Annotated in this window: 10 protein-coding genes; 4 read left to right on the top strand and 6 right to left on the bottom strand. The window is 73.9% G+C overall.

Annotated features, from left to right (window positions below; all coding sequences use genetic code 11):
* Window positions 1–33 precede the first annotated feature (33 nt).
* A complete protein-coding gene (locus tag ACIA6B_RS29000; protein WP_396778159.1) occupies window positions 34–366 on the top strand; it encodes a putative quinol monooxygenase in 333 nt (110 codons plus the stop codon).
* A gap of 54 nt (window positions 367–420) precedes the next feature.
* Here ACIA6B_RS29000 and ACIA6B_RS28995 read toward each other — a convergent pair whose 3' ends face one another.
* A complete protein-coding gene (locus ACIA6B_RS28995; RefSeq protein ID WP_396778157.1) occupies window positions 421–1,266 on the bottom strand; it encodes a S1 family peptidase in 846 nt (281 codons plus the stop codon).
* Window positions 1,267–1,675: 409 nt separating this feature from the next.
* On the opposite strand from ACIA6B_RS28995, the gene ACIA6B_RS28990 reads away from it, so the two are divergent.
* Window positions 1,676–3,118 (top strand): endo-1,4-beta-xylanase, encoded by a 1,443-nt coding sequence (locus tag ACIA6B_RS28990; protein ID WP_396778155.1) that lies wholly within the window; start codon window positions 1,676–1,678, stop codon window positions 3,116–3,118.
* Window positions 3,119–3,299: 181 nt separating this feature from the next.
* Here ACIA6B_RS28990 and ACIA6B_RS28985 read toward each other — a convergent pair whose 3' ends face one another.
* Together ACIA6B_RS28985 and ACIA6B_RS28980 are read right to left on the bottom strand one after the other, a co-directional pair.
* Entirely contained in the window at window positions 3,300–4,874 is a 1,575-nt protein-coding gene (locus ACIA6B_RS28985; protein ID WP_396778154.1) for a Na+/H+ antiporter, read from the bottom strand.
* A 76-nt stretch (window positions 4,875–4,950) separates the two neighbouring features.
* Window positions 4,951–5,571, bottom strand: coding sequence for an L-threonylcarbamoyladenylate synthase (locus ACIA6B_RS28980; protein WP_396778152.1), 621 nt, complete (start codon window positions 5,569–5,571; stop codon window positions 4,951–4,953).
* A gap of 96 nt (window positions 5,572–5,667) precedes the next feature.
* Between ACIA6B_RS28980 and ACIA6B_RS28975 the strand changes: the two genes are divergently transcribed.
* Together ACIA6B_RS28975 and ACIA6B_RS28970 are read left to right on the top strand one after the other, a co-directional pair.
* Entirely contained in the window at window positions 5,668–5,949 is a 282-nt protein-coding gene (locus ACIA6B_RS28975) for a hypothetical protein (RefSeq protein WP_396778151.1), read from the top strand.
* 226 nt (window positions 5,950–6,175) lie between these two features.
* Window positions 6,176–9,181, top strand: a complete 3,006-nt coding sequence (locus ACIA6B_RS28970) for a glycosyl hydrolase (protein ID WP_396778149.1) — start codon at window positions 6,176–6,178, stop codon at window positions 9,179–9,181.
* A 46-nt stretch (window positions 9,182–9,227) separates the two neighbouring features.
* On the opposite strand, the gene ACIA6B_RS28965 is transcribed toward ACIA6B_RS28970, so the two are convergent.
* The 3 genes from ACIA6B_RS28965 to ACIA6B_RS28955 form a co-directional block, all read right to left on the bottom strand.
* The gene (locus tag ACIA6B_RS28965; protein ID WP_396778147.1) at window positions 9,228–9,389 is read right to left on the bottom strand and encodes a hypothetical protein; all 162 of its coding nucleotides are present in this window, start codon (window positions 9,387–9,389) and stop codon (window positions 9,228–9,230) included.
* A gap of 121 nt (window positions 9,390–9,510) precedes the next feature.
* On the bottom strand, window positions 9,511–12,339 hold the full coding sequence (locus ACIA6B_RS28960; RefSeq protein WP_396778145.1) for an FAD-binding and (Fe-S)-binding domain-containing protein: 2,829 nt from the start codon (window positions 12,337–12,339) through the stop codon (window positions 9,511–9,513).
* Between the two features lie 110 nt (window positions 12,340–12,449).
* Window positions 12,450–13,238: a nucleotidyltransferase domain-containing protein gene (locus ACIA6B_RS28955; RefSeq protein WP_396778143.1), complete on the bottom strand. Its 789-nt coding sequence runs from the start codon at window positions 13,236–13,238 to the stop codon at window positions 12,450–12,452.
* Between the last annotated feature and the right edge of the window lie 13 nt (window positions 13,239–13,251).

The raw sequence follows: 13,251 nt of genomic DNA, 5'->3' as shown, positions 1-13,251 counted from the left end.
GATCGGGGCGCCCCGCCTGGGTAGCCTGCACCCATGATCTTCATTACCGCCAAGTTCCGGGTCCGGCCGTCCGACGCCGACCGCTGGCCGCAGATCGCGGCCGACTTCACCGAGGCGACCCGGGCCGAGCCCGGCTGCCTGTGGTTCGACTGGTCCCGCAGCCTGGCCGACCCCACCGAGTACGTGCTGGTCGAGGCGTTCCGCGACGACGAGGCCGGCGCCGCGCACGTGCGGTCGGCACACTTCCGCGAGGCCCAGCGCACGCTGCCGCCGCACCTGGTCGAGACGCCGCGGGTCGTCAACGTGACCGTGCCGCAGCAGGACTGGTCGCGCCTCGGCGAGATGGCCGTGCCGGGCGAGGACTGACCCGGGTGCCCGCCGGGCCGGGCGGTCGGCCGTCGCCCGCCCGGCCCGCGCCGGTCACGGGATGCTGAGGCCGTACGCCGCGAGGATCTCCAGGATCGGCTGGTAGTAGCTGGTGCCGCCAGTCGTGCAGTTGCCGCTGCCGCCGGAGAGGATCCCGAGCACCGTGCCGGTCGCCGCCACGTAGAGCGGGCCGCCGCTGTCCCCCGGCTCGGCGCAGATGTTCGTGCGGATCAGCCCGGTGACGCTGCCTTCGGCGTAGTTGACTGTCGCGTTCAGTGCGGTGACCGAGCCGCAGCGGACGCCGGTGGTGGCGCCGCTGCGGCAGACCGCCTGCCCGACGTACGCGTTGCCGGCGGCGGAGATGGTCACCTGGCCCGGGTAGGTGTAGACGGCACTGGGGTGGGTGACCGTGCCGGTGTAGCGGACCACGCCGTAGTCGTTGCCGGGGAAGCTGCTGCCGGTCCGGCTGCCCAGCACCGTGGTGCGGGCGCTGTCGGCATACCAGGTGGCGCCGATCGTGGTGCAGTGTCCGGCGGTGACGAAGTACCAGGCGCTGCTGCTGCGGACGTTCACGCCGAGCGAGCAGCGCCCGCCGCCGCTGTAGATCGCCTGGCCGCCGGCGATGAGCGGGCGCAGCCGGCCGGGCTCGTGCCGCAGCACCGCGCCGGATCGGGTGGCGGCGCGGCGCACGGCGGCCAGCGCGGCCCCGCGTACCGTGTCGTCGACGGTGACGGTCAGGCGGCCGGTGGCCGGGTCGTGGGCCCAGGCGGTGCCGACGGTGCGCGCCTCGGCGAGCGTCGAGGGCGCCGGTGGCGGCGTCGACGCGGCGGCACGGGCGGCGGCCGGGGTGGCGGCCAGCAGGGCGGTGAGGACGAGGACGACGAGCGACGGTCGGCGCATCCGGAGATCCTTCCATCGGTGGAAGTCGATTCCGTTCAGCATCGACCCCGGTCCGCCCGCGTTCAAGCGCCGGCCCCCGTCCGGTCCCGGACAGCGGCACACCCCGGCCGGCTGGGCATCTCCGACGCCGAAACTTCCGGCGGCGGCACGCCGGTCGGGCCGACCACCCGACCCGCATCTTCACACTCTTGTCCGCCGGCCCCGCCGGGAAACTCGGGCATCGACGCCGTTAAGTTTTCGGAACGGTTCCGGTAGGCTCTCCGGCCAGGGATCTGCTTCGATCGACCCACGGTGGCGGGGAGTCACTCCCCATCCCGCGCGGCCTCCGGGCGGCTGCGCACGAGCCGACACCGTGACGGGCGGTGGTCGGGGCGACCTCCCATTCGCCCAAGCTAGGAAAGGCTTTCACATGGACAAGGTGCTCGCCCGCGACAGCGGAGGCGCGGCAGCCCGGTCGCGTCCGCGTGCCGCGGTGGTGTCGATCGTGGCCGGAGCCGCGGCCGTGGCCGCGACGATCGCGGTGGCGACCAGCGCCAGCGCCGGCACGACGCTCGGCGCGTCGGCGGCGGAACAGGGCCGCTACTTCGGCACCGCGGTGGCCGCGAACAAGCTGTCCGACAGCACGTACGTCGGCATCCTGAACCGCGAGTTCAACATGGTCACGCCGGAGAACGAGATGAAGTGGGACGCCACCGAGCCGTCCCAGAACCAGTTCAACTACTCCAGCGCCGACCGGATCGTGGCGCACGCCCAGGCCAACGGCATGCGGGTGCGTGGGCACGCGCTGGCCTGGCATCAGCAGCAGCCGGGCTGGGCGCAGAGCCTGTCCGGCACCGCGCTGCGCAACGCCATGGTCAACCACATCACCCAGGTCGCCACGCACTACAAGGGCAAGATCTACGCCTGGGACGTGGTCAACGAGGCGTTCGACGACAGCAACGGCGGCCGGCGCGACTCCAACCTGCAACGCACCGGCAACGACTGGATCGAGGTCGCCTTCCGCACCGCCCGCGCCGCCGACCCGGGCGCCAAGCTCTGCTACAACGACTACAACACCGACAACTGGACCTGGGCCAAGACGCAGGGCGTCTACAACATGGTCAAGGACTTCAAGGCCCGCGGCGTGCCGATCGACTGCGTCGGCTTCCAGTCGCACTTCAACAGCGGCTCGCCCTACCCGGGCAACTACCGCACCACGTTGCAGAACTTCGCCGACCTCGGCGTCGACGTGCAGATCACCGAGCTGGACATCGAGGGCTCCGGCACCACCCAGGCCACCACGTACGGCAACGTGGTCAAGGACTGCCTGGCCGTGGCGCGCTGCAACGGCATCACGGTCTGGGGCATCCGCGACAGCGACTCGTGGCGGGCCAGCGGCACGCCGCTGCTGTTCGACGGCAACGGCAACAAGAAGGCCGCGTACACGTCGGTGCTCAACGCGCTGAACGCCGGTGGCACCACGCCGCCGACCAGCACCCCGCCGACCACGACGCCGCCGACCAGCACGCCGCCCACCACCACCCCGCCCACGTCGGAGCCGCCGACGACGCCCCCGCCGGCCGGCGCCTGCACCGCGACGCTGACCACGAACCAGTGGCAGGGCGGCTTCGTCACCACCGTGCGGGTCACCGCCGGGGGCAGTCCGCTCAACGGATGGTCGGTGTCGGTGACGCTGCCCTCCGGCTCGTCGGTCACCAACGCGTGGAGCGCGCAGGCCAGCGGCTCCACCGGCGCGGTGACGTTCCGCAACGTCGACTACAACCGCCAGGTCGGCGCCGGCGGCAGCACCGAGTTCGGGTTCCAGGGGACGGGCACCGCCCCCGCCGGCGCCCCGAGCTGCACCGCCGGCTGATCCCTCCCTCGCTGTCCCCCTGTTTCACGGAAAGAGTGGCTATCCGGGCCCGGATAGCCACTCTTTCCGTGAATCGGGCGCGGGCGGCGCGGGCGGGCGCGGCGGGCGGGCGCGGCGCGGGCGGGCGCGGCGCCGGCGGACGGGGCGCGGGCGGGGGCGGGACTGGCCGTCGACGTGACGTTCAGTCCTCCAGTTCGGGGCCGAGCAGGCGCAGCTCCTCGATGTCGGTGGCCGCCTGGAGTTCCCGCAGCACCGCCTCGTCGATCTGGTTGGTGTTGCGCAGCCGGGTCACCTCCCGACGCTTGCGGTCCAGCATCTCCAACTGGAGTCGCCGGGCCAGCTCCCGCTCCCGGTCCGTCGCCTCGTCGCGCGGGTTGCGGACGTCGTCCAGGTGGTCCTGGTAAGCGGCGCGGAGCCGCGCCACGGTGTCCGGCGCGACGCCCAGCTCCGCTGCGGTTCCCGGCAGCGCCTCCAGCACCGCCTCGGTGGCCCGGATCCGGGCCACCCGCGTCTCGTCCGCGCGCTCCCGGTCGCCGGTCAGGCCGGCCCAGCCCACGACCGCGGGCAGCGTGGTGCCCTGCACCACCATGATCAGCACGATCACCACCACGGTGACGAAGATGATCAGGTCACGTTCGTGTACCGGCGTGCCGTCGTGCGTGGCCACCGGCACGGCCAGCGCCGCGGCGAGCGAGACCGCGCCCCGGAACCCGGCCCAGCCCGCCGCGGTACGCATCCGGGCGTCGAAGTGGCGCGACCGCCGCGACTCCCGCCGGTCCACCCCTTGCAGCGCCGAGACCGACAGGTGCACCCAGGCCAGTCGGGTGACCACGACGACCAGCGCCACCAGCACCGCGATGCCGAACGACGCCACCGGCGAGTGGCTGGTGATGCTGCGCAGCGAACGCGGCACCTGCATGCCGAGCAGCACGAACAGGCTGCCGTTGATCATGAAGGTGGAGAGGTCCCAGAACGCGTACGCGGTGACCCGGGAGCGGGCCCGGATCACCCGGGGGCCCGCCCACGACAGCAGCAGGCCGGAGACGACCACCGCGAGCACGCCGCTGGCGTGCACCGCGTCGGCGAGCAGGAACGCGACGAACGGGGTCAGGATGCTCAGCCCGCCCTCGCGCATCGCGTCGTCGACGTGTTTGCGGATCAGCACGACCAGCCCACCGACGAGCAGCCCGGCGGCCACCCCACCCAACGACTTGCCGACGAACTGCCCGGTCAGCGAGAGCGCCCCGGGCACCTTCCCGCCGGCGATCACGCCCACCGCCACCGCGAACAGCACCAGCGCCGTACCGTCGTTGACCAGGCTCTCCGCGCGCAGCGTGGTGAGGATGCCCCGCGGCATCCGCTTGGCCAGGCCGGCGACGGCGGCGGCGTCGGTGGGCGCCAGGACCGCGCCGAGCACCCAGGCGGCGGCCGGTTCCACCCCGAGGGCCCGGGTGACGTACGCGACCGCGACCATCGTGATGATCACCAGGGCGACGGCCAACAGCACGATCACCGCGAGGTTGGCCCGGATCTCGCGAAGACTGATCACCAGGCTCTCCCGGTAGAGGATCGCCGGCAGGAACAGCACCAGCACCACCTCGGGTTCGAGGACCACGTTCTCGAACGGGGGCAGCAGGCCGAGCAGCGCGCCCATGACGATCAGCAGCACCGGCGGCGCGACGCTGTACCGGCCACCGATCGTGGTGCCGACGAGCACGGTGGCGCCGAGCACGCCGATCAGCACCAGTGCGTCCACGCCGTACCCCCGTCACCGTCCGCCGGAACCACCGTGCCGCACCTCGTGGGCCCGGTGCGGCGGAACGGGCCGATCGCTACTCGAAGCGGGACGGGTCGCCGGCGCCCCGGCGCAGGATCTCCGGCTCCGGGCCGGACAGGTCGACCACGGTGGTTGGTTCGAGCCCGCAGTCCCCGGCGTCGACCACGGCCTCGACCAGGTGGTCGAGGCGTTCCTTGATCTCCCAGCCCTGGGTCATCGGCTCGGTCTCACCGGGCAGCAGCAGGGTGCTGGAGAGCAGCGGCTCGCCCAGCTCGGCGAGCAGCGCCTGGGTGACGGTGTGCTTCGGCACCCGCGCCCCGACCACCCGCCGGCGCGGGTCCTGCAACCGGCGCGGCACCTCCGAGGTGGCCGGCAGCAGGAACGTGTAACTGCCCGGGATCACGGACTTGACCTGCCGGAAGACCGCGTTGCTGAGTTTGACGAACTGGCCGAGTTGGGCGAAGTCGCGGCACACCAGTGTGAACGGGTGCCGCTCGTCGAGTCGCCGGATCTCCCGGATCCGTTCCACGCCGGCCCGGTTGCCGAGCCGGCAGCCGAGCGCGTAGCAGGAGTCGGTCGGGTAGACGATCACGCCGTCGGCCCGGAGCAGGTCCACCACCTGCCGGATCACCCGGGGCTGGGGATTGTCCGGATGCAGGTCGTAGTACCGCGCCACGCCGGCCAGCCTATGCCCCGTCCCGATCATCCGCAGGTTTGCCGGGGGCCGGTTCCGGAAACAGGTGGGGGCCGTTCACCACAGGGGGGATCGACCATGTCCGAATCCAGCACCGCCCGCGCCGTCGCCCGTCCGGCGGAGGTGACCGACCCACTGCTGTGGGATCTGTCCGCCGCGGTGGCCGACGCGCACCAGCCGGACGCGCAGCGGGCGTGCGCCAGCCCGAGCTGCGCCGGCGCGGCCTGGCCGTGCGCCGCCTGGGACACCGCACAGGCGGGGCTGAGCGCCGCCCGTCCCCACTCGTCCCCGACCGAAGCGGCCCCCACCGCCCCCACTACCCCCACCACCCCTCCGCAGCGCCTGGCCCCCGCCGCCTGACCCACCCCAAATTCACCGAAAGAGTGGCTATCGGGCACCGGATAGCCACTCTTTCCGTGAAAAAGAGGGCGCTCGTGAGGGTGTGGGTGAGGGCGGGAGAGCGCTCTCTTTGGCAACAAGACATTGACGGACGCGTAACCGGAACCTAACCTCGCTTTTCAAGAGAGCGCTCTCTCACCGTCGGACCACCATCCGGACACCACCTTCTCCTCTGAAGGGGACCTCCATGACACTCCCCCTGCGGGACGTCTCCCCCGGCGCCGCACCGCCGTCCACCCCGCTCCCGTCCACTCCCCGGCGTCGCCGGGCGATCGCCCTCGCCGCCGCGTCCCTGCTGGCGGCCGGCCTGCTCGGCGTCGTGGTCGGTGGTGGCGGCACCGCCACCGCCGGCACCGTCGGCGCGGGCAGCTACACCGAGACGCTGCCGCCCGGGGCCGCGCTGCCCAAGGGCTGCGGCACGGTCAGCACCAACCCCCGCATCTTCGCCACCGCCGACGCGCCGGCCGGCGCGATTCCCACCAACGACTGGTGGTCCTCGCTGATCTGGAAGCGCAACAACTGCGGGACCAGTGAGAACCTCCAGGCCCACCCGCTGGCGTTCAAGGCCGAGAACAACGGGCTCGGGCTGTCCTACACCACCACGCCGGCGATCAGCGGCACCGCGACCGGGGTCGGCGAGTACCACTACCCGTACCGCGAGGACGTCCGCGTCGGGGTGCCCGGGCTGGCCGCGCCGGTGGTCAAGGCCGCCGACTGGACCGACTGGACCGTCACCGCCGACTGGAGCGACGGCACCCGCAGCATGCGGGCCACCATCGGACACGGCCTGCCGTTCAGCTACTACACCGTGACCGGCGGCGGCGCCGCGCAGCTCACCGCCACCGCGACGCCGACCGTGTGGCGCAACTCCGGCGCCACCATCGGCTTCACCGTCAACGGCCACGACTACGTCGCGTACGGGCCCACCGGGTCGAGCTGGACCGTCAACGGCGCCGGCATCAGCTCCACGCTGGCCGGCAAGGGCTACTTCTCGGTGGCGGTGCTGCCCGGCGGCGCGGACCGGGCCGCCCTGGCCGACACCTACGGCCGGTACGCCCACGCGCACGTCACCGGCACCCGGATGAGCTACGCCTACGACCCGGCGACCGGCTCGGTGCGCACCACGTACGCGTTCACCACCACGCCCCGCGAGGGCACCGAGACGAAGACGGTGGTGGCGCTCTACCCGCACCAGTGGCGCAGCCTCAGCGGCGCCACGCCGATCACCCCGACGTACGTCTCGCCCCGCGGCGCCATGCGGGTGCTCGCCGGCGTGCCGTCGTTCACCACCGCCATGCGCTTCACCGGTGTGCTGCCCGAGGTGCCGGCCGTCGGCGACGCCGCCGGCGCGGACCTGAGCACGGTCACCAACTATCTCAACGCCGAGCTGGCCAACCCGGAGGGGATCAGCGGCACGGACACCTACTGGGCCGGCAAGGGCCTCGGCCGGGCCGCCCGGATCGCCGAGATCGCCGACCAGCTCGGGATCACCACCGTCCGTGACGCGGCCGTGGCGGCGATGAAGACCCGGCTCACCAACTGGCTCACCGCCGGCTCCGGCGAGACCGGCCAGCTCTTCTACTACGACCGCAACTGGGGCACGCTGATCGGCTACCCCGCCTCGTACGGCTCGGACGAGGACCTCAACGACCACCACTTCCACTACGGCTACTTCGTCGCCGCGGCGGCCACGGTGGCCAAGTTCGACCCCGGCTGGGCCGACGACACCCGCTACGGCGGCATGGTGGACCTGCTCATCCGCGACGCCAACAACTACGACCGGGCCGACCGGCGCTTCCCGTACCTGCGGGACTTCGACATCTACGCCGGCCACGACTGGGCCTCCGGCCTGGCACCGTTCTTCGCCGGCAACAACCAGGAGTCCTCCTCGGAGGGGATGAACTTCGCCAACGCCCTGATCCAGTGGGGACAGGCCACCGGCGACACCGCCGTCCGGGACGCCGGCGTCTACCTGTGGACCACGCAGTCGGCGGCCATCTCCGAATACTGGTTCGACGTGCACGACGAGAACTTCCCGGCCGGCTTCGGGCACAAGACCGTCGGCATGGTGTGGGGCGACGGCGGCGCGTACTCCACCTGGTTCTCCTCCGCGCCGGAGATGATCCAGGGCATCAACATGCTGCCGATCACCGGCGGTCACCTCTACCTGGGCGACCACCCCGAGTACGTCAAGGCCAACTACGCCGAACTGCTCACCAACAAGAACGGCCCGCCGACGGTGTGGCAGGACATCATCTGGGAGTTCCTGGCGCTCGGCGACGGCGACGAGGCATTGCGCAACTTCCGGGCCAACAGCACGTTCGCCAGCGAGGAGGGCGAGAGCAAGGCGCACACCTTCCACTGGATCCGCAACCTGGCCGCGCTCGGCAACGTGGACACCACGGTCACCGCGAACCACCCGCTGGCCAAGGTGTTCCGCAAGGGCACCGCGCGCACCTACGTGGCGTCGAACATCACCGCCGCGCCGCTGACCGTCACGTTCTCCGACGGCACCCGGCTCACCGTGCCGGCCGGGAAGACCGCCACCTCCGGGGCGTACACCTGGAGCGGCGGCAACGCCACCGGCGGCGTGACCGTGCCGACCGGTCCCCCGCCGACCGGCACGCCGACGCCGACCCCGACCACCCCGACGCCCACCCCGACCACCGCCAGCCCGACGCCGACCAACCCGAGCCCCAGCCCGAGCACCTCGACGCCGACGCTGGAGCCGACCCGCTACCTGGCTGCCGGCGGCGGGCTGGCCGGCACCGCCGGCCCGGCCGGCACGGTCACCGTCGTCGCCGCGAACGGCAACCACGACGGGACGCCGACCAGCCCGCAGGTCTTCACCGCCACCGGGCTGACCGGCACGTACACCGGCGGGACCACCGCCTTCGACCTGGGCGTCGACGCCGGCACCGCGGTCGGCAACGGCGTCCAGGCCCGGGTCTCGTACGACCTGACCGGTGACGGCAGCTTCGACCGGGTGGAGACCTACCGGTACTTCGCCACCGACCCGATCGTCGGGTTCGAACGTTACCGCCAGACCCAGGGCCTGGCCTCGGCCACCGGCACGCTGGGCAACCTGGCCGGTGGCACGGTGAAGGTCGAGGTGTGGAACGCCATCGGCAACAACCCCAGCACCGTCGGCACCGGCGACCGCTCGACGATCACCCTGCCCTACTCCCGGTGACCGGGGACCGGCGCCCCGACCCGTCGACGGGTCGGGGCGCCGGCCGTCACGGCCAGCGGCTGGCGGTGGCCTCGAACAGCTCCGGGTCGCTGGCCACCGGGATGACACAGACGAGGTGACCGCCGGGGGCGCGCAGCACGTGGCAGTCCTGCCAGCGGGAGACCGGGGTGGCGCCCTGCCCGCGCAGCCGCTCGACCTCGGCGGGCACGTCGTCGGTCCCGATGTCGAGGTGGTGCCGGGGCGGACCCGAACGCGCTCACCTCCCCGGCCGACTCCTTCGGCGCGTCGATGATCAGGGCGTACAGGCGGGACCGACGCATCGCCCGAGCCTAGACACGATCGCCGTGCCCGGCAGACCCGCCGGATCCGACGGTGGCCTCGGCCAGCAGCTCCAGCAGGTGCCGGTACGGCTGCCCGGTGGCCCGCGTCAGGCCGATCTCGCAGGTGCGGTTCACCGAGGCGTACCCGTCGAAGGCGTGGGCCGTGACGGCGGCGGCCTCGGCGCGGGTCGCCGACGCGGTCAGCTCCGGGTGCAGCAGACCCCGGTCGCCGGCGAAGCCGCAGCACTGCCAGCCCTCCGGGACCACCACCTCGTCGGCGACCGCCCGGGCCACCGCGAGGACCGCGTCGTCCAGGCCCAGCCGCACCGACGAGCAGGTCGGGTGCAGCGCCAGCGAGCCGAGCCGGCGGCGCACGGTCAGCCGTGGCAGCAGCGTGGTGGCCGTGAACTCCACCGCGTCGACCACGCGGAGCCCGCCGGCGTCGGCGAGCAGCCGGTCGAAGCCCTCGGTGCAGGAGGCCGCGTCGCTGACCACCGGCAGCGCCCCGTCCCGGCTGGCCGCGCGCAGCACCGCCGGCACCCGGTCCCGCACCGCCCGCCACCCGTCGGTGAGCCCCTTGGACGACCAGGGGGTGCCGCAGCACAGGTCGCCGACGCCATCGGGCACGAGCAGGCGTACGCCGGCCCGGTCGGCGAGGGCGCGCAGCGCGTCGGCCACGCCGGTCCCGCCCTCGGCGGGGGCGAACAGCGTGCCGAGGCAGGACGGGACGAATACCGCGTCCGGCTCGTCGGCGTGGTGCGGTCGGCGGGGCGTGCCGCCGCGCGGCAGGTCCCGCCGCCACTGCGGCACCCGCTCGGCGCCCAGCACGGCGCGGGCCGCCCGGGTGGCCGCCTCGGGCAGCGCCGGCGGCAGCGCGCCGGCCAGGTCCAGCCCACGGGCCATGCCCCGGGTGGTGGCGCCCCAACGGCGGGCCGCGCCGCGCCAGCCGGCCCGCGTCGCCCGGCCCTGCTCCTCGGCGCGCAGTCGCTTGACCAGGTCACCGGTGTTGATCAGCACGGGGCAGGCGGTGGCGCACATGCCGTCCACGGCGCACGTCTGCACCGCGTCGTAGTCGTACGCGTCGGTCAGCTCCCGGGCCAGCGCGGCGTCGCCGGCAGCCTCGGCCGCGGCGATCTCCCGGCGCAGCACGATGCGCTGGCGGGGCGTGGTGGTCAGGTCGCGGCTGGGGCAGACCGGCTCGCAGTAGCCGCACTCGACGCAGCGGTCCACCTCCTCCTCGACGGTCGGCACGGTCTTCAGGTGCCGCAGGTGCACCGTCGGGTCGTCGCTGAGCAGCACGCCCGGATTGAGCACCCCGTACGGGTCGCAGAGCGTCTTCAGCTCCCGCATCACGTCGTACAGCTCGTCGCCGAACTGTCGGCGCACGTAGGGGGCCATCACCCGGCCGGTGCCGTGCTCGGCCTTGAGTGTGCCGCCGTGGCCGAGCACCAGGTCGACCAGTTCCTCGGTGAAGTCGGCGTAGCGGGCCGGGGCCGCGCCGTCGGCGAACCGCTCGTTGAGCATGAAGTGCAGGTTGCCGTCCTTGGCGTGCCCGAAGATCACGCTGTCGGCGTAGCGGTGGTGGCCGAACAGGTCGGCCAGCGCCGCACAGGTGTCGGCGAGCGCCGCCACCGGCACCGCGATGTCCTCCAGCAGCGCGGTGGTGCCGGACGGGCGGGCACCGGCCACCGCCGCGTACAGCCCCTTGCGGATGTGCCACAGCGCGGCTCGGGCGGCGGGCTCGCCGCTGAGCCGGGCCGGGGTGGTCAGCGGCAGGTCGGCGAGCACCGGCCCGGCGGCGGCGACCCGGTCGGCCAGCGCGTCCGGCGCGGACTCCTGCCACTCCACCAGCAACGCGGCGTGCCCGCGCACGGCCAGGGCGCGCAGCGCGGCGTCCGCCTTCGGGTCGCGCTGGGCCACCCGCAGCGCGGCGGCGTCGAGCAGCTCGACCGCCGCCGGCCCGGCGGCCACCAGCGCCGGCATGGCGGCCATCGCCGCGTTGAGGGTGTCGAAGACCAGCAGGCCGGTCGCGGCGTGCCGGTGCACGGGTACGGTGCGGAACGTCGCGGACGCGACGAACGCGAGGGTGCCCTCGCTGCCCACCACCAGCCGGGTGAGCAGGTCGGCCGCGTCGTCGTGGTCGAGGAACGCGTTGACGCCGTACCCCATGGTGTTCTTCATGGCGAACTGGGCGCGGACCCGGCGCACCGAGTCGGGGTTGCCGCGGACCCGGTCGCGCAGCCGGAGCAGGCCGGCGTGCAGCGCCGGCTCGGCGGCGCGCAACCGGGCGTCGGCGTCCGGGGCGCCGGTGTCCAGCACGGTGCCGCTGGGCAGCACCAGCACCAGGGACTCCAGCGTGCGGTAGGTGTTGGCCTCGGTGCCGCAGGTCATGCCGCTGGAGTTGTTGGCGACCACGCCGCCGACCGTGCAGGCGGACTCGCTGGCCGGGTCCGGGCCGAGCCGGCGACCGTGCGGCGCGAGCCGCGCGTTGACCTGCCGCAGCACCACGCCCGGCTGCGCCCGTACCCGCCGCCCGTCGTCGAGGACCGTCAGGTCGCGGAAGTGCCGGCGGACGTCGACGAGCAGCCGGTCGGTGACCGCCTGGCCGCTGAGGCTGGTGCCGCCGGAGCGGAACGTCAGCGGGGTGCCGGTGCGGCGGCTCTGCGTCAGCAGCGCGGCGACCTGGCCGGCGTCGGCCGGGGTGGCCACCGCGCCGGGGTGCAGCAGGTAGTGCGACGCGTCGTGGGCCAGCCGCAGCCGGTCCGCGGCCCGGGTGCTCACGCCGCCGGGGACCGCCGTCTCCAGCCCGGCGCGGACCGACGCGCTCAACTCTCCCATGATCACCAACCTCCCGACCCCACCCTAGTCCCGTCCCCGGTCCGCTCCGGTCGGTCGGGCGGCGATCATGAGGTTGGCCGCGAGGATCCGGACGGCGGCGGCTGCCAACCTCATGATCGTCGCGGGTCGCCGCCGGCGGTGAGGCGGGACAGGACGCGGCGCTGGAACGCGCGGGCGGCCGAGCCGGTCGGGGGCGGGGCCCCGCGGCGGGCGGCGATCGACGCCCGGATCAACGCGGCGTCCGGGTCGGTGGTGGCCACCCGCAGGCCGGCGTCGACCTTGCCCAGCCAGACCCCGTCGCGGTGGCGCACCAGCGCGCGGCAGGCCCCGAGCACCGCGTCCTCGGCGCCCGGCGCCGGCCCGTCGCCGGGCGGCGTGGGCCGCGCCAGCCACCAGCGCAGCGCGTCCACCAGCAGGGTCCGCAGCGCCGCCGGGGACGGGTCGGCGAAGACGTCGGCGGCGGGCGCGCCGAGCAGGGTCAGCCCGGACTGGCGCAGGATGCTGCGGTCCAGCGCGTACCAGAACCGCCCGTCGGCGGCGGGCCGGTCGGCCGGGTCGAACGTGGCCCGGAACGCCATCGCGGCGCCGGTGTTCAGCTCCACCTCGAAGCCCGGCTCGGGGGTGCCGGAGTCGGCCACGTCCCGCCGGTAGACGACCAGTTCCAGGCCGCGCGCCGGGCAGGGCAGCGCCTCGTGCCGCAGCCGGTCCACCAGCGCCCGCTTCGCGGCGGCCGGGACCGGGCCGGCGACCAGCAACGCCACGTCCACGTCGCTGCGCCCCGGCTGGTAGCCGCCCAGCCCGACCGAACCGGCCGCGTACGCGCCGGTCAGGTCGTCGCCGAGCACGCCGCGGGCGCGCTCGACCAGGTCGGCGAGGTAGTCGCGGACGTCGTCACGCATGTCGGCATCCTGC

Origin of the sequence: Micromonospora sp. NPDC051141, assembly GCF_044455765.1 — a bacterium.
GTDB lineage: Bacteria > Actinomycetota > Actinomycetes > Mycobacteriales > Micromonosporaceae > Micromonospora.
This window is presented reverse-complemented; position numbering and strand designations above follow the sequence as displayed.